Here is a 25,720-nt window from a genome sequence, read left to right on the forward strand (position 1 = left end):
CCTACTTCTACAGTAACCTTTGTTACCCATGAACAAACTGTTCACAGGGGTTGCTTTGCGGACCAGCTATGCATAATGGAAAACAACAATGGATGTTGTTTATCTTAAGACATACGAGGTGTTGAATTTTGAGCTGTATCAATAGCTTGTATCGTCCAATTTGACCTTACCATGGAAAGTCTTATATAAAAAAAGAAAATACCCAGCCAAAAGCGGTGCTCCAATAAGGACTATGGTCAACATTATACCTAGGGACTTCTGTGAAGAGGCAGCATTGTAAATGGTAACACTATGTGCTGGGTCTATTGTGGAGGGCAGTAAAACCGGGTATAGCTGAAAAGCAACCAACATCAACAAAAAAGCCATGGTCAATGAGGAAAATACCAAGGCGGGTGCATATTTCTTTTTGGATACGAGTCTAGGTACATTGGCAACGGCCAAAAAAGCCAAGATTGGCAATATGAAAAAAACTGGGTTTGCTTTAAAATTATCGGTTACACCAGGAAGATAGATAAGGGTGTAAAATGATGTAAACGCAAAACTAAGTATAAAGAAAATCATGCCTTTTTTAAGTAGAAATGTTAATCTGGCGTGCAAATGTCCTTCGGTTTTCAACAACAAAAAAATAGCGCCTTGCGTCATGAATATTGATAGTGTTGTTAAGCCGACCATAATTGCGTAGGGGTTTAGGAAAGAGAAGAAAATACCACCTTGGTAGCTAAAATTTTCGCCGATTTCAAAACCCTGTAATATATTTCCCAGTACCACACCTAATAAAAAGGCAATGAGTATGTTGGAGGTAAAGTAAATGACATCCCAAGTTTTTCGCCACCATTTCATTTCTTCCGCACTTCGGAATTTTATGGCGGCAGAACGTAGCACCAGCAACATTAAGAAGAGCATAAAGGGAATGTACATGGCAGATAGCATAGTGGCATACATTACGGGAAATCCGGCGAACAACGCACCACCACCAATAATGAGCCATACCTGATTGGCGTCCCATAAAGGTCCAATGGCGTTAATGGCGATACGACGGCTTAAGTCTTTTTTAAAGAACAGGTGCCATGCTCCGGCACCGTAATCAAATCCCTCCAAAATGGCGTATCCGGAAAATAAAAGGCCTACAACTAAGTACCAAAGCGTTGGATAATCTATACCTAAAAAAGTTTCCATATGATTCTCTTATTAAATGATTTCTAATGCATTTTTAGCTTCATCGTAGGGCCCTTGTTTTATTTTTTTGTTCAAAGAATACATAAACAATAGAAAGAGTAAGGTATAGACCACAAGGAACAGTATCAGCGAAAATAGTATTTGATTGGAAGAGACTTCTTGGGAAAAGCCCTCGCTTGTTCTTAAATGTCCGTAGACAATCCATGGCTGTCTGCCCATCTCTGCGGCAAACCATCCCACCTGATTTGCTATTTGGGGCAAGAGCACGGAAAATGCAAAAATTCGCAGTAGCCATTTTTTATCAAATAGTGTTCCTTTCCACCAGAGATAGCTGGCATATAGGGTGAGGCCTATCAAAAACATTCCAATTGAAATCATGATGTGATAAAATTGAAAAACGGCATTCACCTGACTCGGCCTATCTTCCTCAGGGAATGCATTTAAACCCGTCACAGGCTCCTCAAAATCCTGATGCACCAAAAAAGACAGACCGCCTGGCACCTTAATACCTGTCACTTCCTGCGTTTGGTTGTCCACCCACCCAAAGAGGTATAGGTCTGCTGGAGCAGAGGGTTCGTAGTGTCCTTCCATTGCAGCCAATTTTGCTGGCTGGTTCTCTGCAACGCCATCCGCGGAACTATGGCCTGATACCAATTGTGTCAACGAGATTAAGGTTGCCACCCCCAAGGCTATTTTAAATGCCTTCTTGGAGATTTCTATATATCTGCCCTTCAAAAGGTAATACGCATGTACACTTAGGACTAAAAACGCCCCTGCCAAAAAGGCTCCTTGCCACACATGAACAATTCTATCAACACTAGAGGGATTAAAAACCATGGCCCAAAAATCGGTGACCTCTGCTCTTGCATTAAACCCCTCACCAACGATGTGATAGCCTGCTGGAGTCTGTTGCCAGCTATTGGCCACTACAATCCAAACGGCTGAGAACATAGATCCCAAAAACACCCCTATTGCCGATATAAAATGTACTTTGGGAGATACGCGATTCCAACCAAATATCAAAACCCCTAAAAATGCACTTTCCAAACCAAAGGCAAATAATCCCTCAGCAGCTAAGGCACTACCAAAAATATCGCCAACGTACCTAGAGTATACCGCCCAGTTGGTCCCAAATTCAAATTCCATGATAATTCCGGTAGCCACACCGATACCAAAGGTTATGGCAAATATTTTTAGCCAAAAGCGTGTGAGAACCTCATAATGTTTGTTTCCGGTTTTAAGGTAAAGCCCCTCCATAATCACCATAATAAGGCCAATACCAATACTAAGGGGTGGATAGATATAATGAAAAGCTACCGTGAAGGCAAATTGTATCCGAGCGAGGATTTCAGTTTCCATAGTGTTGAAAATTTGACTCAAAGGTATTTGGCATGGTGTTTATATCAAGTAACCCCAGTTACATAAAACAGGTAAAAGTGAACTTTTTAAATGAAATCCTTAACGTTTTCACTGAGGTCAAAAATGGTTGTATTCCTAAGTCCATGCTCTAGAATACTGCTTCCCGCCGCACTCCTGTAGCCACCTGCGCAATGTACCACAATGGGCTTATTTGTAGGTATTTCATTCATCGTATCCCTCAATTCGTTCAAAGGATGTGCAATTGACTGCTCAAAAAACTTTCCATCATTTAACTCACTTTGGTTTCTAATGTCAACAATAGTATAATTAGATGGGTTGTTTTGAAAATCCTCCAGATTCAAAATGGCGCTTTTTACCAAATGTTCCTTGCCCAATGTAATGATGGATTGTAATTGTGTTTCGTACCCAATCTTGGATACTCTTTCCAAGATATTGGATAAATCCTTTGGATTTCCGATAACCAAATGAAACGGCTCTTTAGGCGCTACGATTGAACCCAGCCAAGTTTCAAATTTATCATTTTCGGAAACCGCCATAATGTTGATGCTTCCCTGCAGGTGGCCTTTTTTAAATTGGCTTTCATCCCGTACATCCACTATTAAGCCATCCGTATCGGTATTTAATCGAAGGGGTATTTTGGCTAGGGAGGTTCTCAGATTTTCAGGACCTTGTCTGTTGGTGTCCACATTGAACCCAAAATAGGATGGGATAAAGGGCTGACTGTCCAAAATGGTATGTACGAATTCTTCTTTTGATTGTGGTTTAAATGCCCAGTTGCCCATTCTTTCATTGCCCAGGGTGCTGCTGTTGTCGGAGCTAAGGTTTTTTCCGCACAAGGATCCCGCGCCATGGGCAGGGAATACCAGGGCTTCATCGGGTAAGTCCTTGAATTTATTTTGGATGGTATCGTACATCATTTCGGCCAGTTCTTGACGCTTCGCGGTCATATTACCTGCTTTTTCGCGTAAATCTGGTCTTCCCACATCCCCAATAAAAAGGGTGTCACCAGTAAATAGTGCGGTTTTTCCATCTTTTTCTGCAACAATGGTAATGCTGTCAGGAGAGTGCCCTGGGGTATTCAAGGCCGAGATTTTGATATTACCTACCATAATGCTTTGGCCTTCATCAAAAGGTTCGTGTTCATAGTCGGCACCCAAATCTTTACTGTGATAAATAGGGGCTCCTGTTTCGTTGTGTATTTGTAAATGGGAACTCACAAAATCGGCATGTGGATGGGTTTCTATAACCGCGGTTATTTTGGCATCATGATCCTTCGCAAAAGCATAATACTGCATCGGATTTCTTTCAGGATCTATAACGGCCATTTCACCATTGTCCACGATGGCATAAGAATAGTGGGCCAAGGGTTTGTATTCAAACTGTTTTATTTCCATAGAATAATGTTTTAAAGGGCACCTTAAAAGCAAGATGCCCATGATGAAAGTTATTAAATTGTTTTTTTAGCCAAGTACCAATCCACTTTTTCCAAGGAATCATCTGCCAAACGCGCATTCAGTTCATCCAAGGTTTTTGGAGCGCCCACAATTACCTTGTCTCCTTTTTTCCAATCCAATGGCATAGCGACTTTATGCTCATCAGAAGTTTGAAGGGCCTCCAAAGCTCTGAGAATCTCGTCCATGTTACGTCCAACGTTCAATGGATAGTACATGACCAATCTAATCTTTTTGGATGGGTCGATAAAGAATACCGCCCTTACCGCGGCAGTTTCGCTCTCGTTGGGCTGAAGCATTCCGTATAATTTGGAAACCTTCATGTCCAAATCAGCAATAATCGGAAAATCAAAATAAACACCCGTGTTTTCCCTAACACTATGCACCCAACCCAAATGGGCGTGGATACTGTCGATGCTTAAACCAAGAAGCTCGGTGTTCAAAGCCTCGAATTCAGGTTTTCTTTGTGCAAAGCCACTCATTTCGGTAGTGCATACAGGTGTAAAATCTGCGGGGTGGGAGAACATTACGGTCCATTTATCCTTGGCAAATTCCGAGAACTTGATCTTACCTTTTGTGGTCACGGCTTCAAAATCGGGTGCAAAATCCCCAATCCGTGGCATCTGATTTACTTTTTCCTTTTCTACATAAGAGTTTTCCATAATAATATAAGTATAATTTATTGTAATTATTTTACATGATAAAATTAATCTATTGTTATGGTGGTGGCAGTAACGTATGTTACACAAACTTTTTTCTAATTGTTAATCAATCAGCAAGCAAGATGGAATAGGAACTTAAAAAAAATCACGGGGTAACAGCTCATTTGAGGAAAAGGTTGACATTGCGAAATAACGTTACTGTTTTTAAATGGCAACTTATGTATTTGAGAGTATCTTATTTATGCAATAAATCTCTTAAATCCATTTTTTTAAGAAACGCTTGATAAATATTTCTTTTAATATTTTATGATTAGATTTGTTATTTACGAAAGGAGATTGCTCATAGTGGTCTGTAATTCGGTTAGTAACAAAACATCAGCAAGGTAAAAGCCTAATAAAAATAAGGGGTAGCGAATGGAGTTCAAATCCTTCCGCGATCACTAGTAAATACAAGGCCTTGGAGAGTTTCTCTTTCTGAGGCTTATTTTTTGTGCGGAATTTGAAGGCACATCGATCAACTTTTGATCGATGTTGACACAGAAGCTACATTGATGAAAAGAAGATCTAAAGGTTTGTGACACTTGCAGGGCCCTTAACTATAGATTAGGTGTTTAATCTTGAACGAATTTAGAATCACTCAAGGTTTTCATAAATGCAATCAGATTTTCTTTTTCCGCATCAGATAAAGCAATACGGTTACCATTGCTTTTAAAAGTATCATCCAGATTTTCCGAAAATAAGACACCTTCATCAAAGTAATCCAGAACATCCTTTAAGGTGGCGAATTGTCCAAAACTTCCATAGGGAGCCGTAAATTCCACATTGCGCAAGGAGGGTACCCTAAAACTCATATAATCTTCCATATTTCCAGTGACCCTGGCTCTTCCCGCTTCATTGGAGTCTGTGTTTATGGGAAAGCCAATGTTTCTGTAACTTTGGTCCGTAAACAGTTCTGTGCTGTGGCAACTTGCGCATTTTTGCTGAAAAGTTTCGTAGCCTTGTGCTTCACTTTCGGTAAAAGAAACACCATCATTTCGTATGACCTGGTCATAAACACTGTTGGAAGAGATCAATGTGTATTCGTATTGGGCAAGGCTGGCATAAATCCGATATGGCGTTATTTCGTCGTCTCCAAATGCTTTGCTGAACATTTCCACTATTTCTGAATCCTCTTTCAGTTTGCCCATAACCTCTAAAATGGAAGAATCCATTTCTTCATGTGTAATAATGGGTACCAAAGGTTGATTCTCCAATTCCAGCTTGCTTCCATCCCAATTATAGAAACGCATAAACGCAAGGTTTTGAATGGGCGGTACATTCCGTAGACCAATCCTGCCTTCCACGCCAATGGCCTGGGGCTTGTTATCTGCAAAGGCATTGCTGGGTATATGACAACTCGCACACGAAATGGTATTGTCCGTGCTGAATCGTTTGTCAAAAAACAACTTTTTCCCGAGGGAAACACCATATTGGGTGGGTGCGTTGGCATAAAAAGCATTGTTCACCTCAGGGAAATTCTCTGGTATGGACAATATCACCTCCGGGTTTTCGAAAGGGATGGTTACCGGGTTATCTGTACTACATGAAACAAGGAGTAGGAATCCGATATACCCGATTAAGAATTTAAATGCTTTCATACATCAAACTTTGGGAATAAAGGGCTGCTTTAAGCAAGCAGCCCTCTGTACATTTTTAGTTTTCTACACTTTCAATGGAGAACATTCCCGTTGTATCGGAAGTTCCATTGCCCCCTAGGTTATCCACGAACAATACCATATTGGCAGCTGTGTGGATACTGGGTGTTGCATTGCCCTCTCCCAAAATAATGGTGTTGGTCGCACCACTCAGGAGCATATCAAAATCTGCCTTTATGGTAATAGTGGGTGCACTGCTGCCAACCGTGGCATTTGTGGGCAGGTCCAATGCAATTTCCCGATAGGCATCCACACCCTGTGTATAGGTGGATTCATCATCAATGGTGCCTTCTACGGTACTTCCTGTGTGGATTGAAAGTGTTTTGTCATCAGTGTCATAGAAACCTTCAATTTTGGTGAAACGGTATCCAGTACCCCATTCCCAATGCATTTCGGTATCGTTTTCCCCCGCCAGAGCATAAAAACTAGGGAAACTCACCTGATCTAAAGTATTGAGGTTGCTTCTAACCCCAAGCCCAAATTTGATCTGGTTGTACTCACCCGATGGAATCGTGTTCAACACATAATTCAAGGATGATGGATTTGATAGATTCACCACCGTGGCACCATTGTCCAAATCGTTGATGTTATAGGGGATTTCTGTTCCATCAACTTGGATCAAACGAATGTTGCTGATCACGTACTTCACCTCTGCAAAATGGTGCACCTGTCCTTCGGACGATGTATTTTCAGTTGCCGTTGAAGAGGTGGCATCACCCAAAACAATGGTCTCGTCCCCAAAGGTATTTAGGAATTTCAATGTCACATCGTTTGCGACGGGCGCATCATCACTATCGCTGCAGGATAGCATTGCAATTGAAAACGTGAATAGTAAAAGGATGTTCTTAAAATTTTTCATGATTTAATTAATAGTTTATTTATGGATTCTTTTTAAAAATTGATTTGTAAAGAGGTGAAAAAATTTCTCCCCATTCGTGGTATATTTCCCCAATCCGCATAGGTGCTGTAATATTGGTTCAATACATTTTCTGCTCCTACTTGAAGCACAGTTTTATATGTGTTCAGTGTAAATGAATAATCCGCTGAAAGGTTTAGGATGGTATAAGCGGGCGTTAGGTCTTCACCGTATTCCGGGCTATAGTGTTCTTGCTCAAAATCTCCGTTCAACGTGGTTTGGATCCCCAACGCCCCATTTTGGAAATGCAACGAAGTTTGATAACTTAAGGGTCTGATGAACGGTAGATTTCCCTTGTCATTGTCCATCCCACGCGCATACGCCAAGGTGCCTTTCCAATGCAGATCACTGGTGATGGCATAGGAAGAGTGCAATGAAAAGTTGAACAAGGTGGCATAGTCCAAGGAAGTGTATCCCTTAACGCCTACGGATTGGTAGTTCATGGGACTCCCCAAACTCAAAATCCGACCGATGATATAGTCCTGGATATAGAAATAATTTACGTTGGCCCCCAGACTGAATTTTTCACTTCTAAAGCCCGCGCTGGCGTTCAATTCATAGGAGACCTCATTCTTTAAATCTGGGTTTCCTATATAATCATATCGATCAAAACTATTGTAGATGTAATAGCCGTACCCTTCCGAGACCGATGGCGCCCTATGGCCATAACCAGCTCCAATGGAAAAATCAAATTGATCCAACTTATGTTTATAGCCAGCATATAAACTGGGCAACCAACGTGTTTTTTCCTGGGATGCCCCTGGATAGAAAATCCAATTGAAATCCACATACTTGGAATGGTTGTAGTTCACACCCAAAGACCCACCAAAATCCACGACGCTTTGCTCTGATACTTCCAGTGAGTTGTTCACGGAAAGTCCTGCGTATTGCGTAGTAACCCAAGGCCAGCTGTAGGCGAACATGGTGCGCTCGCTTCTGTCCTGCGGATACATTCGCATTTCGGCAATGGACAGATTATCATAAGCATTCAGCTGAACCTCCGAGCTTAACCTGTTCTTTTGCAGGTGGATTTTGGATAACAATCCGTAGGTCGTACTCCAACCGGGCATGTCCATATGCACCAAATTTTCAGGTCTGGTGGTATCGTCCATGTAATGTTCGATAGCGTTGTAGTAGACTTTGGCATCCCACACCTTTGCTATTCCGTCCTCAAAAAATTGCTTGTAAGTGGCTGAAGCTATAAGCGCACGGGAAAGCCACAGATCCATGGGCAAAGCGGGATATCCCACATCTTTGGCCACATCAAAAATGGCATCTACCCGAACCGATGATAAATCACCTGTCTTATAGGCCAACCCTACGGAAGTATTGAACTTTTGGTATTGGGAATGGTCCACAACCTCGTCATTCCCATCGGTGTAATTTTCTGCCTTGCGGTAGGAAATGCTTCCCTCGGCCACAAAATTCCGACTGGAATAGGCCATATTCCCCTGATTGTAGAACTGTTCATTGTTCAGTTCAAAACCCGTTTGATAGGTGCCCGCCCAGTTGGGTTGCATACTAAAGGGTGTACTCTTCCTTTTTAGGTCCACGCTGCCTGCAATGGTGGCCCCATTGGAACTTCCCTGCTGCCCGGATGTGATGTCCACCGCTGCAAGGTTGTTGCTTTCCACATAGGAGGTAATAGGGTCCATTTTATCGGTACAGGCGCCAAAGATGTGCATACCGTCAATGGTGATGGTAGACCGTTCCATGCCCATGTTGTTCAGCAAAGGTTCCCAAGCATAGGCACCTCTTTTGATAAAACTTATATTATCCGAGGAGGCTAAAAATTCATCGACAGAAACATTCATTTTCATGGCCGTTTCAATCTTCTTTTTTAGGGTTGCCGTAACCTGGACTTCCTTCAGTTCCTGTACACTATCCAAGGGTGTTTCTTGCTCTTGACCCATAATTTTCAGGGTCGCCAGAAGAAAAACTGCTATTGAAAATCGCATCATATTAAAATAGTATATCGATATGAAGTTCACTTTTCTCGCCTTCCACACCTGGGGTAAAATCGGTGGGAACCTCAGTACCTTTGATTACATCGCCATAGGAACTCTGCAACATAAAATTCAGGGTCCAATTGCCGGTCATCGTATAATTGACCACCCCATGGTACAACCCATCCTCACCTTGTATCAGATCTTGATTGTTTGGTGATGAATGATTGCCCATGGAAGGTTCCGGCATTCGTGGATCTAGCAACAACGTCGCATTCTGAACCTTGCTGAAGGAAAACTGCGATGGGTCAGGGAAATCCCCGGCGGCTACTTCAGGCTGATTGTACCTGAATATGCCCGCTATCAATTCATTCTCTGCCACTCCGGGACTCACTGGAGCGATCAACGCGATGTAGTATTGCCCCCCATCATTGCCAGTAAAAGCCGTCATGTTCAGGTTCATGTTGGGCTGCGGCTCCACCGTAATCTCTTGTTGAACCGAAAAGAATTCATCACCAATGGTTATGGTGAGAAAAACCTCCCATCGGGCATCGGCAGCCGTTTCATGGTCAAAAACCGCATATCCCAAATAGTGATCATTGGCAGCCTCATAGGCTAGCTCATACCTGTGCGGACATGAATAGGCCACGTCATCTGCGTCCGTCCGAACAGGCAAGAATGTTATATTGGCATTTGGGACCACCTGATCCGTTGCGGTATCTGTGATGTTGAACCGGAGTTCATTATAGCCCTTGAAAAAAGTGCCGTTCAAAGCCTCCAAGCTAATTTGATACCCATTGCCACTGAGTGATAACGCTTCTTCAAACTCATACTCATCCGTGACAACAGCGCCCAATTCCGCTTCGTAATCTGTTTTGTCAAGCGTACAGGACATCATAGCAGCAATACAAATCACCGTTATGACAAGATTGAAAATCTTCATTATTGATGTATTTAAAACTGTTGGAAATCACCATCTATGCGCTTTGCCAAACACTTTATATGGATGTGGAAAAGTGTAAGGCATAGGCAAAAAGGTGCTTTTAAGTGAATAGCAGTAGGAGCAGCACCATTCACATGATGTTTTAAACCGATCGGATGGGTGGGCGGAGTAAGTTGGCTACTCTTAAGTGATCGTAAAAAAGATCGTAATACCCAGAGATTTTGGATTTTAGGTTGAGAAAATGGTTGTCCACACCTAAGCCTTTTGTGATTTCTTGGCAAAACACAACGGAGGTCTCTATGGAAAAAGTTTTTTTGTCCTTTGTGTCTTTTTCCTTTTCGGAGGCTTTGGCCAATTGTTTGGCCAGATAGCATTTGCCATCACATTTCAATTCTATTTTATCCTTGTTGACGCAAAGTTCATTTTTGATATAATCATAAAACACAATGTATTCCACGATGGGAACCATTGGTTTGAGTAGCATGTACAATGCAAATATGATTATATAGTTTTTCATACAAGTGCGATGCCCAAAACAAAGGTTTTAGGCCATTCTTTTCTTGAACGGTTTGGGATAAATAGTCGGTTATGAAGGCCGTGTGAATTTATTTCATTACATCTAGGCCATTCATAAGTCTATATAGAGGAATCTTTAGCTATACAGTATGAGGAATGTTACATAGGCCCAGCAAAAATGCATGACCAATGGACGTCCTGTAGCTGAAAAGCACGGAGATGACCTATACCAGAGTTGTGGTAACATCTGAAATGGGTGGTTTCAGTAGGTGCTGTGAAAACGAATAGGAATACTCGTTATTTGGAATAACAAAGTTTTTTTTCTCGTGGTTCCCTTGGAAATTGGCAAATGCCACATGTAAGGCTTCCTGAAAATAAAGGGGAATGAACAAGAGATCCAATTGCGCAACAGGTATGCCTTTTTCAGGATTGTTGGTCTCACTTTCGGCAAGCATTTTGGCCAGATAACATTTGCCATCACAGTTCAGTTTCGGTTTTTCCTTGTTTACACATAGAACCGTTGAAATGTAATCGTAGTTAAACGCATATTCCACGTATGGAACAATGGGTTTAAAGGAATGGATTATAAATAATATGGCAAGTGTTGTGTGTTTCACGCCTCCTTTTAAACTATGCAAAAATAATATATAAATCAATCAAGACCTAAAAATTGATTGCGATAAAATCCATGCCCTATACTTTTTCAAAACCCAGACGAATCCATATCTTTGTCAATATATGGGGTGTCCTGTGTTTGCAGGGCTGAGATCATACCCGGAAGTCGACCACTTCGCACCTGATCCAGGTAATACTGGCGTAGGGATTTGGCATGGCCGTTTGGCAGAATTCCATTTTGGGTACCCCATGTTTTTTTGTAACCACGGATACCCAATTGAAATGGAAATCTTTTTACAATTGACTTTTTTGCAATGGCTGGGTACGGCCTTTGGTGTGGTCCAAGTACTTTTGGCCAGACAAAATAATGTCCACAATTATCTTTTTGGTATTGTCGCCATTTTGATCAGTATCTGGGTGATGTACCAATCCCGTCTCTATGCCGATATTTTGCTCAATCTATATTATTTGGTCATGAGCATCTATGGTTGGTTCTATTGGAAAATAGGCAGACAGCGAAAAGAGGCCCCTATTTCATTTGCAACAAAAAAAGAGCAGGGTATCGCATTGGGGATTGTCCTCGGATGCTTTATATTGATGGCCTACTGGCTGTCAGGGCACACGGACACCGATGTTCCTTACTGGGATGCGGTCGTCTGCGCCTTCGCTTGGGCGGGCATGTGGTTGATGGCCAAACGGAAAATAGAGAACTGGATCTACCTGAACATCAGCAATCTGATATCCATACCCCTTTTGATCTATAAGGAACTCTATATCTATGCCGGACTTACTGCATTTCTTTTCGCAGTGGCCGTTTCCGGATATATCAAATGGAAAAAAATACTGAAACGCGAAGATGAATATGCAGGGGCTTAAGGGGCTTTGTTTTGGCCAGGAGGAGTTGCCAAAGGAAGTGTTGGACTGGATTGCCCAACAAAACCTTTGGAATCTTTGGGTGCCCAGATGTTATGGTGGCCTGGAACTGTCACTGACCGAAGGGTTGGAAAAATTGAAGGAACTGGCCCGGATAGATGGAAGTCTTGGATGGACGGTGACCCTTTGCAGTGGGGCCAATTTCTTTATCGGAAATCTACAAAAGGAAGTGGCGGCCGAAATCTTCATGAACGGAAAAAAACCGATTTTTGGAGGCAGTGGGGGTGTGTTCGGTACCGCAGATCGGCAAGGCAATGGTTATGTGGTTTCAGGAAAATGGAAATACGCCACCGGTGCCCGCTACCTGACCCATTTTACGCTCAATGCCAAAATACGGGAAGAAGGCAGGGAGGTGCTTACAGATGATGGGGTCCCCTTGGTGCGTTCTTTTGTCCTTGAACGGGACGACGTTGAAATCTGCAGGGATTGGGATACAATGGGACTGAGGGCCACGACCACGGAATCTTTTACCGTGGAATCCCAATGGGTGGATGGCCGCTATACATTTTTATATGATGAACTGCATCAGCCACATCTGATTTTTAAAGTACCCTTTTCGGCATTTGCAGACCTTACCCTATGGGTAAATTATATTGGGATGGCCCAACATTTTCTGGAAGAGGCGCAAAACATAGTTGGGCCTGAGCCAACCCTGAACAAACTCCTGTCCATCACAGCGAGTGCAGCACAGTTGGCCAATGAACTTGCACAGCGTGTGGAACAACTGGTCCATTCTGGGAAACAAGTGCCAGAAGAAATGGAACTCGAAATCCATCAAGAAGCTTCTGAATCGGTGCGTTTGCTTTCTGGGGCAATGATTGGGGCTTACCCTTTGTTGGGGATTAGGGCATCCAGTATGCAAAACCCCCTGAACCAGATATTCAGGGATTATTTTACCGCTACGCAGCATCATATTTTCAGTGCTGGGGGAAAGAGAAGCTGATCTCAACTTCACCTGTGACATACAGCCAAAATCATGGGACTATCTAACGAGCTCTTGGTTTCCTAAATCTTCAATGGTTTTTGGTGAAAATTAGGGTTTGTTCAAAAAAACCAAACTTTTGTCACCCCTAACAAAGATTTTTACAACTTAAAATTGAGAACCTGATTTTTTTGGATTGGAAAACAAGTTTGAGCAACGCTATTTTCAATCATCCGGATCATGGGGACCAAAACTCAATTAACCAACCTTTAATTCTTTTTTATGAAACATTTTTTATTGACAACCTTCTTGATTGTACCCATGTTGTTGGGTGCTCAAATGATGGGAGGACCTGACCGGAAGCCCGGTGAGGGGGAAGGACCTTTTGACAGGCTCATCATACGTGGCGTAACCTTGATCGATGGGACCGGGGGGCCACCAAGAGGACCAGTGGATATTGTGGTAGAGAAAAACAAGATAGTCGATGTGGTGGGCGTAGGTGCTCCCCATGTACCTATTGATGAGTCCAAACGTCCCAAATTGGGCACGGGCAACACGAAAGAAATCGATGCTACAGGGAAATATCTAATGCCCGGCATCGTAGATCTTCATGTCCATACGGGTGGGGTGCCAAAGGCACCAGAAGCAGAGTACGTGTACAAATTGTGGTTGGCCAATGGGATCACCACCGTGAGGGGAGTCCCTTTTGGAGATTTGGAGTGGTCCCTCAAGGAACGCGAAAGGAGTGCCAAGAACGAAATCGTTGCACCACGAATGGTCTCATTCCATCGCATCGGCAATGGAAAAGAATGGCAAGGCCGCAAGATCTTGACTCCAGAAGTAGCTAGGGAATGGGTACAATATGCCAAGAAGAAAGGGGTTGACGGATTGAAATTGGGTGCACATGAGCCATCCATCATGAAGGCGGTCTTGGAAGAAGCCAATTCTTTGGGAATGGGCAGCACCGCCCACTTGGCACAGAGCGGGGTCGCACAGATGAACGCCATTGATGCTGCCCGACTTGGATTGACCAGCATGACACACTTCTACGGACTGTTCGAGTCCATGTACGAGAACCACGATGTACAACCTTTCCCCATAGATATCAACTATGGCGATGAACAGCACCGTTTTGGACAAGTGGCCCGGCAATGGAACTTGGTGAAACCGGGTGGTGAAAAGTGGAATGCCCTTTTGGACGAATTCCTGAAATTGGATTTCTACATCAACCCGACCATGACCATCTATTCCGCAGGGAGGGACGTGATGCGTGCACGCAACGCCGATTGGCACGAAAAATATACGCTGCCCTCCCAAATGGATTTCTTCGAACCAAGCCGTAAGAACCATGGTGCCTATTGGTTCGACTGGACCACCGAGGATGAGGTGGCATGGAAGAAATACTATCAGGTATGGATGCAGTTCCTGAACGAGTACAAGAACATGGGCGGAAAAGTGACCGTGGGCTCCGACTCCGGGTTTATCTACCAATTGTACGGTTTTGGGACCATTTTGGAATTGGAGATGTTGCAGGAAGCAGGTTTCCATCCCCTTGAAGTGGTCCGTGCCGCCACCATGCACGGTGCCGAGGAGGTGTTCAAGCCCCTCAACAAGCCCATCGAGTTCGGGGTAGTGCGCCCTGGTCTTTTGGCCGATATGATCCTTGTGGACGAAAACCCCCTTCAAAACTTCAAAGTGCTGTATGGCACTGGCGCCATACGTCTGAACGATGAAACCGGAAAACCTGAAAGGGTGGGAGGAATCGAATATACCATCAAGGACGGTATCATATACGACGCCAAGCAATTGCTACGTGATGTGGAAGCCATGGTGGACAAACAAAAGAAAGAAAGAGCAGGAAAATAACCGACCAAACCCTCTGAAGATCACTATTTCTAAGCAGGTGGACATCATGCAAATGATGCCACAAAACAAAACCCCCTTTGTTGGCTAAAGGGGGTTTGTTCTTTTATTTGGGTATGATGGATTCATTTATTTTCTCAATCCGGCTTGTGCCAAGGTGATCAAAAGTGCCAGTTGTATGGATTCATCACCAGGTTCATCATTAAGGAACCATTCGTGCAGTGAGTGCGCTCCGCCTCCCTTTCCGCCCCGGCCGATGCACACGGAAGGTATTCCTTTGGAAACGGGAATATTGATGTTCGTGGACCCACGTCCCAAACTTGGCGTTGCCCCAAAATATTGTGTGGCGGCCATGCTCCTTTGGATGAGGGGCAGGGAAGGGGAAAGCTCTCCAGAGGGCCTATCCCCAATCTTGATGAGTTCGTAAGTCACTTCATCCCGTACACCACTATTATTGTACTCCACAATGGCCTTTTCCACCGATTTTTTGAAAATAGTTTCAATTTCATCCAAATTTTTTGGGTCCACGGCACGCATATCCACTTCCATCCACGATTCGAAGGGAATGGAATTCACCGAGGTTCCCCCACCGATACGGCCCACATTGAAACTGGTCCTTGGAATATCTCCCGAAGTATAGTCCCATGCATCCTTGGAAAAAATAGCAATGACCTTTCCCAGGGCATGGTGCGGGTTGGCAAGCCCAAAGGCACCCCACGAATGCCCGCCAGGACCTTTTATGGTCAGTTTATATCGTTTGGAGCCCAATCCGGCATTGCTTATCCGCCCCAAACTTCCCCCGTCGATAGCTATCCACGAATCGATGTCCAGCCCAGATTCGTTAAAAATGTGCTTCATTCCCCTGAGGTCACCCAAGCCTTCTTCACCGACTGTTCCCACGATAAGAATGTCTTTTTTGGTCTTTATCTCTGCCTTGTTCATGGCCTTCAGCATGCTGATGAGCATGGCCAATCCGCGGGTATCGTCCCCAATGCCGGGAGCCTTCAAGGTGTCCCCGACCTTTTTTACGGTAACATCGGTCCCTTCGGGAAAGACCACATCCAAATGCGCATCAACGCCCACGTAGCCCGATTCGCCAGGACTTCCTTTCCGCAGACCGATCACATTGCCGACCTTGTCGGTCCAGATGCTGTCCACGCCAGCTTCCTGGAGCATTTTGGAGAAAACCTTTCCACGTTCATCCTCCATAAAGGGAGGTGCCGGTACTTCGGTGAGTGTGATCAAATCTTGAGTGGTTTCATCTTTTTGCTCTTTGATAAAATCAAAAGCGGCCTTGACCTGTTTTGTGCTGGCCAAGCGTTCCACTTCCTTGGTATATTTGGCTTCGATTTTTTCTTGGGCCATTGTCGAATATGACAATAATCCGAAGGTCATTAGCAGGCCCCATGCGATTTGTTTCATGATCGGTGTTCTTTTTAGGTTTAGTTTGATGATTGACAGTTTTAAACACAAAAGCGCAAATACATGCGCTTTTGTGACCGTAATCCCTGTGAAGGTAACGGTTTTCCCAAACTAAAACTAAACCAAGCTTTACCTTTCCATGCTTATCGCTGAACGTTTTCCAAGGTTTCCCCTTTTTCCACGATGACAAAGTCGGAACGCCTGTTCACCAAGTGTTCCTGTTCGCTGCACTTCACTCCGTTGGAACATTTGTTCTTCAAGCGATACTCGCCATAACCGTTGGCACTCACGATCCGGTCCGGTTCCACTCCTTTGGAGATCAGATACCACATGGTGGATTTTGCCCTATCGTCCGACAACCTAAAATTATATTGGTCCGATCCCCTGGAATCGGTGTGCGACTCAATCTTTATTTTGATACTGGGGAATTCCTTCATGGCAAAAAGGACTTTTTCCAGCTCGATTTCGGCCCTTGGGGTGATTTCCGATTTGTCATAATCAAAATAAATGGGATCCACCTTGATTTTTTCCACATCGCCATCCTTCACCACCAAACTCTCGAAAGGGGTGAGGTAGACCATGTTCTCTTCTGACGGACTTTGGGGGTCTTCGCCCGTGTTGATCACTATCTCTTTTTTGGTGAACCGTGGTTTGGAGAACACCAGTTTACTTTCCTTGTTGCAGGGCAATGTCACACTGAAGGCCCCATTGTCGTCCGTCTTCATGCCGGTGACAAATCCAGTGGTGGTGTCATAGAGCTCCACATTGGCCAAGGGTAGGGGTTCGTTGGTCTTTTCATTCAGCACATAGCCCGAATAGACCAAACAATTGACGGGTTTGGCTTTTTTGATGCGGTAGATGTCATCATCCCCAACACCGCCAAAACGATTGGAGGCATAGTACCCATTTCCGGTTTCACCGCGTAGGATCATGGAAAAGTCATCCATATTGCCATTGATCGGTGGGCCAATGTTCTCGGGCAACGTATAGCTGTCCTTTGATTGGATGGTGGTGGAAAAAATATCCAATCCCCCAAGACCATAATGACCATCGGATGAGAAGTAAAGGGTGTTCCCATCTACATAGGGGAACATCTCCCTACCTTTGGTATTCACATTGGGCCCCAAGTTTTTGGGAGGGGTGAGGGCATCCCCATCAACACCGAGTTCCACCATATAAAGGTCACTCTCCCCATATCCGCCCGGCATATTGGAGGTGAAATAGAGGTATTTTCCATCTGCACTCAGGGCCGGGTGTCCGCATGAGTAGTCCTTACTGTTGAAGGATAATGAGCTCACGTTCACCAATTCATTGTTGAGGATACTTCCCTTGAGGATTTGCATGTTGGACAGCCCGTCGCTATTGGCGTTCAGCTTGTCCTTTTTCAAATAGTTCCGGGTAAAATAGATGGTCTGAGTCCCGGGTACGGCGGCCACGTTGGCATCGTGGTAGGAGGATGCCAGGTTGTCCAAAAACTTTTCGGGAACAAAACGGGACACATTGGGATTGGTCACATAGAGGTCCAGATAGGGCTGGTTGTTCCATGGATACAGCTTTCCGCTGGATTTTACGGTGTCCCTGGCCGATGCAAAGACCAAAAGGTCCTCATAGAACGAAGGTGCAAAATCCGATTTTTTGCTGTTGAAGGCCAAATTCTGGACTTCAAAGCTGGGATCGTTCATTAAAAGGCTATCCAAGTATGCTTTTTGGGCCATCATCATGTCCAACTTTTTTTGGTCGGAATAAAAGTCTCGGAGCAGCTTGTCCGCCTCCTCGTTTTGCATATCGGCCTTTAGGCACTGCACCAACTTGATGATGTTGCCCTCTCCCGTGTTTTTCCCTTCGGAGGCATAGAGCTTTGCATACCATTCCTTGGCCTTTTGGTATTCGCTCATGTTGAAATAGCTGTCCGCCAATCGTTGCACCACATGTAAGGGTGGGTTTGATTTTTCCGCAGCCAGATCTTTATAGAGGACTATGGCCTTGTCAAACTTAAAGTCATTGAACAGTTCGTCCGCCCTTTCAAGCTTGTTCTGTGCCATTGTACCGATAAAGGAACAGAACGCTATAAGAAGTATCGTTTTTTTCATGGGTATTGAATTTTGTGACATTCAAAGGTTTTTCTTTAGAAAAATCTTGGGGAGAGTGCCCTTTTGTTTACATCAAAAACACTGTATTTCAAGATGATCTCATGGGAGCCATCGTTATAGTTGTCCAAGCCGGTCAAGGAATAGTCATAGGCATAGCCCACGAAGAACCTCTTGGCAAAGTGGAGCCCGGCCAGTATGCTCACGGCATCGTCATATCTATAGGCCACACCAAGGCTTACCTTTTCCTGCAAAAGGAAGTTTGCTGAAACATCCAAAGTGAGCGGCGTCCCTGCAACATGCTTGGTGAGCATGGCCGGCTTGAACTTGACACTGCTGGAAAGGTCCATAACATAGCCTGCCATAAAGTAGTATTGGCTTTTTCTGTCCGTTACCGCTCTGTCATCATCACTATAGATTTCCGAATTCAGAAAATTGTCCGTGGACAGTCCAAGGTACCAACGATCACTATAGAAATAAGCACCCACTCCGAACATGGGCCTGGTCTCATTGAGATTTTCACTGAAAACAGGGTCCAGATCGTCTGAATAGATCCCTTTTGACCAATCAATATTGAGTATGTCCAACCCGGCATTCAACCCAAGTGAGAGCTTGGTCTTTTGACCTGTTGGGAGCTCATAGGCAAAATGGCCGTTCACTTTCACATTGTTGGAGGCACCGATATTGTCGTTCACTGCGGTCAGCCCAAGCCCGATCCTTTTGCCAGTCCTGCCCTGTATGGTGAAGGACTGGGTCTCAGGTGCCCCATCCAGGCCCACCCATTGCGTACGGTAGAGGACATTGGCCTCAAAATTGGCGCTGGTCCCCGTATATCCAGAGTTTAGGACCGTTGTATTGTACATGTATTGTGTGTACTGTGGGGCTTGCTGTCCTTTGACCCCGGTCCATTGCAGCGCCAACGTGAGGCACAGTATAGCTCCTATTCTGTTTTTTATGATCTGTATCATTGCTAAATGGTATTGTTTGATTTTGAAAAGTGCTTTTATCGGGCCAGTTGTAACCAACCTACGAGGTTCCTGTTCAGTTCAGGAATATTGATGACGTAGTAATAGGTGCCGGAGGGCAGGTGCTCCCCTTTGTTGAGGATACCGTTCACGTTGGCTATCCCGTCCCAGTTGTTCTGATAGTCCATGGCCTCAAAGACCTTGTTCCCATTTCTATTGAACACTTTTATGTTATTGGCGTAGTCTTCGATGCACTCTATTTCGAAAAAGTCGTTGAAACCATCATTGTTCGGAGAGAACTCGTTGTAGACCCTCAAGCAGAATTCCTCTCCCAGAACGCACTCCACAACGGCAACATCCAATTGGAATGTTTCAACAGGGTTGCAGCTGGCCGGATCTTCATACCCCACGCTGATGGATGTGCCCTGAAGGCTATCCCAGGTAACGGTCACAAAATCGTCCGTGGCAGTTCCTCCAGCCACAATACTTCCTCCAGTAACAGTCCAAGAGTAACCCTGTTTCCCGGTCTCGGTGGTATAGGTGTATTCTTCCCCATTGCGGCAGGCCTCTTCGGTCTGACCTGTCAGTGTGATGGGTCCACCATCATCAACCACAACCGCAATCTGCAAACGGATGGAGCTTTCACATCCACTGGTTTCCCTTATGACTGCATAGTAATTGCTACCATCCACCAAAGGTAAGGAGGCATCCAGTTCCTGACCTCCGGATGGGCTGTCATAGAAAACGATGTTCGCTTCGTTCACCTGTATATCGGCAATTGTGGGATCTGCATCGGCACAGAAGGCTTGGTTGGCAGACATGGTGGTAGGGGTTTCTCCCTCCACGGCCACAGCTATCTGCAGTCTATTGGTGCTTTCACATCCATCGGAATCCCGGATGGCTCCGTAATAGTTGGTTCCGTTGGCCAAAGCTGTTGATGGTGCCAGTTCTTGGCCCCCAGTTGGACTGTCGTAAAAGATCACATTGGGTTCGCTCACTTGGAGATCTCCCACAGTGGGGTCATCACTTGCACAAAAGGTCTGTGTACTGGATGTGGTAGTAGGTGTTGGAGGATTGATGATGTTCACGGTAATGCCCACTCTGGCCAACACCGATATGGGAACACCCAAAATCCCTGCAAAATAGACCTCTCCGTCCACTAGGGGGGTGTCAAGGTCGAGCTCCACAACACTGTCAAGACTGTCGAAAAGCGAAATGTTACTGTTCACTTCCAAATCGAGTAATGTGGGATTGTCCGAGGCACAGAATATCTGGAGCAGGTCGTCCACGATCAACACAGGAATGTCTATGTCGATGTCGCCAGTCAGTGAGCAAAGCCCCCCGTTGATGAATACCTCAATGGCTGTATCGGGATCGAGTGCCAGATCCGATCCATCAACGTCAATGTCAAAATCCAAATTGGCATCCAGCACCCCATTATAGGTTTGACCATTGATGGTGAGCGTAATGGCATCTCCAACGCTTGCATCACCGGTAACACTACCTGTAACCGCATAAGTTGGTGTTCCCAAAAAGAAGTCGATCAAGTTTTCCAGTGTGATGATGGGAGTGGAAAGAATGCTCACACTGGCTCCTGAATCCACAACTTCAACATTGGCCACTTGAAGGTCACCAGGGGCATTTTCACAGCCCGCTGTGGCTTCGGTGACCCTTACATAATAAGAATATGGGCTGCCCGCTTGGTCCAATCCGTTGATGATGAGCGTTCCATCATCTGGGTCGATGTTGTATGTCACCGATCCCACTACCTGTCCATCCGTGATCTCATTGGTGGCGTTGGCGTCAAAATACCAACTATAAGTGCCATCCACATCACTGGAAGGGATCAATACCACATCATTGGAGGAACAAATGGGATTCTCATCACCAATGATGGTGATGTCGCTGGCAGTTGGAATGTCAACTACGCTCACGAGTACGGGAACTCTAGGAGACTCTTCGGGGCAACCCACTTCTACCGCTGCTACATAATATGTCGTGTTCGTGTTCAAGACAGGGGTTGTATAGGCCACACCGGAGTTTACGGTGGCCAGGAGATTTCCTCCTGTTTCAGCATCGTACCATCGCAATTGGTTGCCCACGGAAGTTGTGGCCGTCAGGTCAACCGATGAGCCATCACAAATGCTTACGTCTTGTGAGTCTGGATCCAATTCAGGCATGGCCGGAGCACGGTATATTTCAAAGAGGTTCAGATTTTGGTCCAAAGAAATGTTGAGTAGGGACGACAGACGGAGTGTGACCCTATCGGCCGGTGCGCCGGGGTCCAATGGGATGGTCACTACTTCCCCGCCTTGCAGAAGACCTAATAGATCAACATTTAAAAGACTGGATATGTTTTGTGTAAAGAAGGGAGACTGGGAACCATTTTGAACGATGGCTTCAATATTGTTCAGGACACCTGCCTGCACCAATTCAGGATCTACTCCAAATCGGATATAAAAATTTTCCCCAACTTCGGAAAGGGTGTCAAAGTAAACGGTCTGTTCAATGCTGGCGGCCACACCCAAGACACCTAGTCCCAATTGGGAAGAAGTCCCCAAGTCCCCATCTATGGCCAGATGGGGATTGGTTACCCCTGCCCCAAGATTCAATAGGTCCAAGGTAAGCCCGCTCCCATCAAATGAAGTATATGTGGGGGTTCCGCACAAAGCGGGATCGGCACCGTGGAAAGCCCCAAAAACACTCAACTCCCTGGTGTTGTTCAGGCCAATCAATGATCCTATGTTGTTGGTGAGCCTCACCCTGTTGTAGTCCGAGTTTGGAGACATGGCCAAAAAGTAATCGTTATCCACATTGGTCACGACCCTTAACATGTCTGTTGTAAAGGGATTGGCATCGCTTGAGGATTCTTCCATCACCGTTGCGGCATTGTTCTTGACAGTGACCGTGAATTCCTGGTTTCCGATAAGTACTGTGCCCAAGATGTCGGATAAAAGCCCTCCAAGATTACCTCCCAATAAAATGGGAAGCAAATCTTCTTCGGTTTCCAGTTTCACGTAGGAAGTGGTGTTCGATGTCAAAGTAGAAGGGAATTCCACTTCCAAATGACCGGTGTAGGCACCGATTCCCAATGCGATGCCGGTACTTGCCCTTACTGTTGCAGATGTGGACAGATTACCATCAATCGCGTTGGCCGAATTGTCCACTTCATCTTCACTTATAATGTTTGTTGCAAAGGATTGTCCATTAACTGAAAAAGCCGATAAAACAAATAAAATAAGGAAAAATGATTTTTTTAAATAATGTAATAATTGATCCATAACAAAAGTCATAATTTTTTATATATAACTTAATTATTTATCAATTATTTTGTTTCGTAGTCTAATTCTGAATAAAAAAGAAAGAAAATATGATTTATATCATATGTAATATCAAATTAAATTTGCATACAAATACTATTATATATAGTTAAAAATATGTATTTAAAGTAGGTATTGGATTATTAATTGGAATATCAAGGCGCAATCAATACTATTTGTAGAAAAGCTGGGTGAAGTAGAGGGTGCCCGATCCATCCGCCTGTACACTCACGGCCGTATAGAGAAAATCCCCTTCCATTACTTTTCTGTGGGTGTCACTTTTGATCCATGCCTGGACTATGGCCTTGGCAGTCGTGTAGTTCTTTCCCACATTTTCGGAAACATAGTCCGCATGGGCATCTTGGGCCAGATTGGAGGACCGTACATCAAAATTATCATGGCTTATTTTGCCTTCCGAGATCATCTCTTCCGTATGCTGGGCCGCATAGTCATAGGCGATACCATCAAACTCCAAAACATTCAATCCTTTGGACAATCGATACTCGTTCACAAGTTCAATGATTTCCAGTTCAATGTCCGTCGCCATATTTTCGGGAGAAAGTACGACCTCATCTTCCAATGACGGGGCACTGCAAGAGGCTATAAACAATACGAATGCAATGAGGGTAAAGAGGGGAAATTTCTGCTTTTTCAAAACCACTTTTTTTAAATTCGGGTGCAAAAGTATCCCGACAATTCCCCTAGTTAAAGACCACAGGGATTCTTTATGTGAAGTGGCCATTATCCTCGATGAAAGACCCGTATTTTGCCCAAATCCACTTTATGTGGGATCGATGTAAAACAGTTATCGGGAAAAGCCTTCACATCATCGTGGCCCTTTGTAAGAGAAAGATTATAGGGTGGGATTTTTTTGAATAACTCACAAGTTTTGACGTACTTCACCAAAAAACAAAAGCATGACCATTTTTGTGGATATGGACGAGGTGATTGCCGATGCATTTGGAGCACACCTTGACCTGTACAATGAGGAATTCAATGCCCAACTCAAAAGGGAGGATTGTTATGGTAGGGAAGCGTGGCAATGTGTACCCGAGGAGCACCAACAATCCATAAGGGACCATACTTGGCGGGACGGCTTTTTCAAAAACTTGCAAGTGATTCCAGATAGCCAAGAAGTTCTGTTTGAACTCAGCAAAAAGCATGACGTCTATATCGCATCTGCCGCCATGGAGTTTCCGCAGTCCCTTCGGGAAAAATCGGATTGGTTGGACGAGTTCTTTCCATTCATCCCTTGGCAATACCGAATCCTGTGCGGTAACAAGCACGTTTTGAAGGGGGATGTCCTGATCGATGACAGAAGTAAAAACCTAGGTCCGTTCGAAGGTAGGTCCATCATGTTCACCTCGCCACACAATACGAATGTCACCCTCTTTGAGCGTGCCAATACTTGGAAGGACATAGCCGACAAACTTTTGTAACTTGTAGGCCAAAACGTTTCAGATGTTATCCCGGATATTTTTTATGGCCACTCTTTTTTTGCTCCAAGCCTGTGCCGCACAATCCCAGTTGGTACAGGATGAACTGGAGACCGTGACCAGGGAGAACCTTAAATACTACCTTTATTATCCTGAAGGATATTCCCCAAATGGAGACAAAGAGTTCGGGATTCTGCTCTTTCTGCATGGTGGTGGAGAATCCGGTGGGGAATTGGGATGGGTAAAAAGAAATGGTCCGCCCAGACTTTTGGCTCAGGGCAAACAATTTCCTTTTTTGATCTTGGCCCCGCAAAATCCCCACGAAAAAAAATGGTGGAATGCCCAGGCCGTGATGCAATTGCTGGACTCTGTCGTCGATAACAGTAATGTAGATAGCAAGCGCATCTATCTGACGGGGCTCAGTAGGGGAGGAAGTGGAGCTTGGGAACTGGCCACGCAATACCCTGATAAGTTTGCGGCCATGGCCGTGGTCTGTGGCATGGCGCCTTTGCCATATGCCCATTGGATTGATAAGGAAATGCCCATATGGGTCTTCCATGGGGACAAAGATGATGTCATTGCCGTGGATGAATCGGACCAAATGGTGAATAAATTAAAGGAAATGGGATATGATGTGCGCTACACCAGATATAAAGGGGTGGGACATAATGCATGGGACAGGGCCTATACCACTGATTCCCTATATACTTGGTTTGCGAAACAAAAACGTTTAGATTGATGACGAAATATATAATGCCCTTTTTGGGTCTTGTAGCCCTTTTGGCCTGTCGTGGGAAACAGGAGGGAGAGAAAAGCATTGAAAAGGAAATTGTTGAAGTAAAAAAAGAGACCACCTTGCCGATCATGGACTCAATTCCCCAAGAACCAAAGCTGAAGACTTTTCAGGGACTGGCCGATACCACTTTTGTCCGTTTGGCCGATTTCAGTGATGATTTTGCCTACGACCTTCGCTATGCCACGGAAAACAACTTTTTAAAGGCCAAGGTCTATGACTGTGCCGAATGTTACACCCGGGTCAAAACGGCCAAGGCACTCATTGCCGCCAACAAGGATTTTTTGAAAAGAGGGGTCAAGATCAAATTCTTTGATTGTTACAGGCCCAATTCCGTGCAGTACAAGATGTGGGAAATTGTGCCCAATCCGCAATACGTGGCCAATCCGGATAAAGGGTCCATCCACAACAAGGGAGGCGCTGTGGACATCACTTTGGTGGATATGGATGGAAACGAACTGGATATGGGTACCGATTTTGACTATTTTGGCAAAAGGGCCTACCACGACAATACAGATTTGCCCAAAGAGATCTTGGAAAACAGAAAACTGTTGAAAGAAACTATGGAATCACATGGGTTTTGGTCCATCCGGACCGAGTGGTGGCACTATAATCTGTCTGCGGCTTCCAATGACAAAGTGGCCAACTTCAAATGGAAATGCAATGACTGACCCTTATTT

Annotated in this window: 21 protein-coding genes; 6 read left to right on the forward strand and 15 right to left on the reverse strand. The window is 44.7% G+C overall.

Annotation, left to right across the window (positions count from 1 at the left end; genetic code table 11):
- Positions 1-138: 138 nt before the first annotated feature.
- From cydB to FOT42_RS00540, 10 genes are all read right to left on the reverse strand, one after another.
- On the reverse strand, positions 139-1,176 hold the full coding sequence (cydB, locus tag FOT42_RS00495; RefSeq protein ID WP_151888618.1) for a cytochrome d ubiquinol oxidase subunit II: 1,038 nt from the start codon (positions 1,174-1,176) through the stop codon (positions 139-141).
- Positions 1,177-1,188: 12 nt separating this feature from the next.
- Positions 1,189-2,535, reverse strand: coding sequence for a cytochrome ubiquinol oxidase subunit I (locus FOT42_RS00500; protein ID WP_151888619.1), 1,347 nt, complete (start codon positions 2,533-2,535; stop codon positions 1,189-1,191).
- Positions 2,536-2,621: 86 nt separating this feature from the next.
- Positions 2,622-3,950, reverse strand: a complete 1,329-nt coding sequence (locus FOT42_RS00505) for an MBL fold metallo-hydrolase (protein WP_151888620.1) — start codon at positions 3,948-3,950, stop codon at positions 2,622-2,624.
- Positions 3,951-4,003: 53 nt separating this feature from the next.
- Positions 4,004-4,669 (reverse strand): peroxiredoxin, encoded by a 666-nt coding sequence (locus FOT42_RS00510; RefSeq protein ID WP_151888621.1) that lies wholly within the window; start codon positions 4,667-4,669, stop codon positions 4,004-4,006.
- Positions 4,670-5,280: 611 nt separating this feature from the next.
- Complete coding sequence (locus tag FOT42_RS00515; RefSeq protein ID WP_151888622.1) at positions 5,281-6,306, reverse strand: cytochrome-c peroxidase; 1,026 nt, start codon at positions 6,304-6,306, stop codon at positions 5,281-5,283.
- A 55-nt stretch (positions 6,307-6,361) separates the two neighbouring features.
- The gene (locus tag FOT42_RS00520; protein ID WP_151888623.1) at positions 6,362-7,222 is read right to left on the reverse strand and encodes an MbnP family protein; all 861 of its coding nucleotides are present in this window, start codon (positions 7,220-7,222) and stop codon (positions 6,362-6,364) included.
- 32 nt (positions 7,223-7,254) lie between these two features.
- Positions 7,255-9,237, reverse strand: coding sequence for a TonB-dependent receptor plug domain-containing protein (locus tag FOT42_RS00525; RefSeq protein ID WP_417937760.1), 1,983 nt, complete (start codon positions 9,235-9,237; stop codon positions 7,255-7,257).
- A 4-nt stretch (positions 9,238-9,241) separates the two neighbouring features.
- Positions 9,242-10,168 (reverse strand): hypothetical protein, encoded by a 927-nt coding sequence (locus FOT42_RS00530; RefSeq protein ID WP_151888625.1) that lies wholly within the window; start codon positions 10,166-10,168, stop codon positions 9,242-9,244.
- 142 nt (positions 10,169-10,310) lie between these two features.
- On the reverse strand, positions 10,311-10,652 hold the full coding sequence (locus FOT42_RS00535; RefSeq protein ID WP_151888626.1) for a hypothetical protein: 342 nt from the start codon (positions 10,650-10,652) through the stop codon (positions 10,311-10,313).
- Between the two features lie 256 nt (positions 10,653-10,908).
- Positions 10,909-11,238: a hypothetical protein gene (locus FOT42_RS00540; RefSeq protein ID WP_192938291.1), complete on the reverse strand. Its 330-nt coding sequence runs from the start codon at positions 11,236-11,238 to the stop codon at positions 10,909-10,911.
- 343 nt (positions 11,239-11,581) lie between these two features.
- Between FOT42_RS00540 and pnuC the strand changes: the two genes are divergently transcribed.
- From pnuC to FOT42_RS00555, 3 genes are all read left to right on the forward strand, one after another.
- Positions 11,582-12,175 (forward strand): nicotinamide riboside transporter PnuC, encoded by a 594-nt coding sequence (gene pnuC, locus FOT42_RS00545; protein WP_192938292.1) that lies wholly within the window; start codon positions 11,582-11,584, stop codon positions 12,173-12,175.
- Positions 12,156-13,175: an acyl-CoA dehydrogenase family protein gene (locus FOT42_RS00550; RefSeq protein ID WP_226789759.1), complete on the forward strand. Its 1,020-nt coding sequence runs from the start codon at positions 12,156-12,158 to the stop codon at positions 13,173-13,175. The genes pnuC and FOT42_RS00550 overlap by 20 nt, the downstream gene beginning before the upstream one ends.
- Positions 13,176-13,436: 261 nt before the next feature.
- Complete coding sequence (locus tag FOT42_RS00555) at positions 13,437-15,020, forward strand: amidohydrolase family protein (protein WP_151888628.1); 1,584 nt, start codon at positions 13,437-13,439, stop codon at positions 15,018-15,020.
- A gap of 126 nt (positions 15,021-15,146) precedes the next feature.
- Here the strand turns inward: FOT42_RS00555 and FOT42_RS00560 are convergent, their stop codons facing one another.
- The 5 genes from FOT42_RS00560 to FOT42_RS00580 form a co-directional block, all read right to left on the reverse strand.
- On the reverse strand, positions 15,147-16,439 hold the full coding sequence (locus FOT42_RS00560) for a M20/M25/M40 family metallo-hydrolase (protein ID WP_151888629.1): 1,293 nt from the start codon (positions 16,437-16,439) through the stop codon (positions 15,147-15,149).
- 143 nt (positions 16,440-16,582) lie between these two features.
- Positions 16,583-18,529 carry an OmpA family protein gene (locus tag FOT42_RS00565; protein ID WP_151888630.1) on the reverse strand — a complete coding sequence of 649 codons (1,947 nt, stop codon included), beginning with the start codon at positions 18,527-18,529 and terminating at the stop codon, positions 16,583-16,585.
- A gap of 35 nt (positions 18,530-18,564) precedes the next feature.
- A complete protein-coding gene (locus tag FOT42_RS00570) occupies positions 18,565-19,494 on the reverse strand; it encodes a PorP/SprF family type IX secretion system membrane protein (RefSeq protein WP_151888631.1) in 930 nt (309 codons plus the stop codon).
- A 35-nt stretch (positions 19,495-19,529) separates the two neighbouring features.
- On the reverse strand, positions 19,530-22,658 hold the full coding sequence (locus FOT42_RS00575; RefSeq protein WP_226789760.1) for an Ig-like domain-containing protein: 3,129 nt from the start codon (positions 22,656-22,658) through the stop codon (positions 19,530-19,532).
- A gap of 325 nt (positions 22,659-22,983) precedes the next feature.
- Positions 22,984-23,466, reverse strand: a complete 483-nt coding sequence (locus FOT42_RS00580; RefSeq protein WP_226789761.1) for a CAP domain-containing protein — start codon at positions 23,464-23,466, stop codon at positions 22,984-22,986.
- Between the two features lie 262 nt (positions 23,467-23,728).
- Between FOT42_RS00580 and FOT42_RS00585 the strand changes: the two genes are divergently transcribed.
- Genes FOT42_RS00585 through FOT42_RS00595 form a run of 3 tightly spaced genes read left to right on the forward strand, consistent with a single transcriptional unit; the run spans position 23,729 to position 25,711 of the window.
- Positions 23,729-24,250: a 5' nucleotidase, NT5C type gene (locus FOT42_RS00585; RefSeq protein WP_151888634.1), complete on the forward strand. Its 522-nt coding sequence runs from the start codon at positions 23,729-23,731 to the stop codon at positions 24,248-24,250.
- A gap of 22 nt (positions 24,251-24,272) precedes the next feature.
- A complete protein-coding gene (locus FOT42_RS00590) occupies positions 24,273-24,986 on the forward strand; it encodes a carboxylesterase family protein (protein WP_151888635.1) in 714 nt (237 codons plus the stop codon).
- Positions 24,986-25,711: a M15 family metallopeptidase gene (locus FOT42_RS00595; RefSeq protein ID WP_226789762.1), complete on the forward strand. Its 726-nt coding sequence runs from the start codon at positions 24,986-24,988 to the stop codon at positions 25,709-25,711. The genes FOT42_RS00590 and FOT42_RS00595 overlap by 1 nt, the downstream gene beginning before the upstream one ends.
- The last annotated feature ends 9 nt before the right edge of the window (positions 25,712-25,720 follow it).

Source organism: Flagellimonas hadalis, from assembly GCF_007785775.2.
GTDB classification, from domain to species: domain Bacteria; phylum Bacteroidota; class Bacteroidia; order Flavobacteriales; family Flavobacteriaceae; genus Flagellimonas; species Flagellimonas hadalis.

What these genes read in the sequence shown, in the direction of transcription:
- cydB (WP_151888618.1), bottom strand. Translation starts at nt 1,176, where the DNA reads ATGGAAACTTTTTTAGGTATAGATTATCCAACGCTTTGGTACTTAGTT.
- FOT42_RS00500 (WP_151888619.1), bottom strand. Translation starts at nt 2,535, where the DNA reads ATGGAAACTGAAATCCTCGCTCGGATACAATTTGCCTTCACGGTAGCT.
- FOT42_RS00505 (WP_151888620.1), bottom strand. Translation starts at nt 3,950, where the DNA reads ATGGAAATAAAACAGTTTGAATACAAACCCTTGGCCCACTATTCTTAT.
- FOT42_RS00510 (WP_151888621.1), bottom strand. Translation starts at nt 4,669, where the DNA reads ATGGAAAACTCTTATGTAGAAAAGGAAAAAGTAAATCAGATGCCACGG.
- FOT42_RS00515 (WP_151888622.1), bottom strand. Translation starts at nt 6,306, where the DNA reads ATGAAAGCATTTAAATTCTTAATCGGGTATATCGGATTCCTACTCCTT.
- FOT42_RS00520 (WP_151888623.1), bottom strand. Translation starts at nt 7,222, where the DNA reads ATGAAAAATTTTAAGAACATCCTTTTACTATTCACGTTTTCAATTGCA.
- FOT42_RS00525 (WP_417937760.1), bottom strand. Translation starts at nt 9,237, where the DNA reads ATGCGATTTTCAATAGCAGTTTTTCTTCTGGCGACCCTGAAAATTATG.
- FOT42_RS00530 (WP_151888625.1), bottom strand. Translation starts at nt 10,168, where the DNA reads ATGAAGATTTTCAATCTTGTCATAACGGTGATTTGTATTGCTGCTATG.
- FOT42_RS00535 (WP_151888626.1), bottom strand. Translation starts at nt 10,652, where the DNA reads ATGCTACTCAAACCAATGGTTCCCATCGTGGAATACATTGTGTTTTAT.
- pnuC (WP_192938292.1), top strand. Translation starts at nt 11,582, where the DNA reads ATGGAAATCTTTTTACAATTGACTTTTTTGCAATGGCTGGGTACGGCC.
- FOT42_RS00550 (WP_226789759.1), top strand. Translation starts at nt 12,156, where the DNA reads ATGAATATGCAGGGGCTTAAGGGGCTTTGTTTTGGCCAGGAGGAGTTG.
- FOT42_RS00555 (WP_151888628.1), top strand. Translation starts at nt 13,437, where the DNA reads ATGAAACATTTTTTATTGACAACCTTCTTGATTGTACCCATGTTGTTG.
- FOT42_RS00560 (WP_151888629.1), bottom strand. Translation starts at nt 16,439, where the DNA reads ATGAAACAAATCGCATGGGGCCTGCTAATGACCTTCGGATTATTGTCA.
- FOT42_RS00565 (WP_151888630.1), bottom strand. Translation starts at nt 18,529, where the DNA reads ATGAAAAAAACGATACTTCTTATAGCGTTCTGTTCCTTTATCGGTACA.
- FOT42_RS00570 (WP_151888631.1), bottom strand. Translation starts at nt 19,494, where the DNA reads ATGATACAGATCATAAAAAACAGAATAGGAGCTATACTGTGCCTCACG.
- FOT42_RS00585 (WP_151888634.1), top strand. Translation starts at nt 23,729, where the DNA reads ATGACCATTTTTGTGGATATGGACGAGGTGATTGCCGATGCATTTGGA.
- FOT42_RS00590 (WP_151888635.1), top strand. Translation starts at nt 24,273, where the DNA reads ATGTTATCCCGGATATTTTTTATGGCCACTCTTTTTTTGCTCCAAGCC.
- FOT42_RS00595 (WP_226789762.1), top strand. Translation starts at nt 24,986, where the DNA reads ATGACGAAATATATAATGCCCTTTTTGGGTCTTGTAGCCCTTTTGGCC.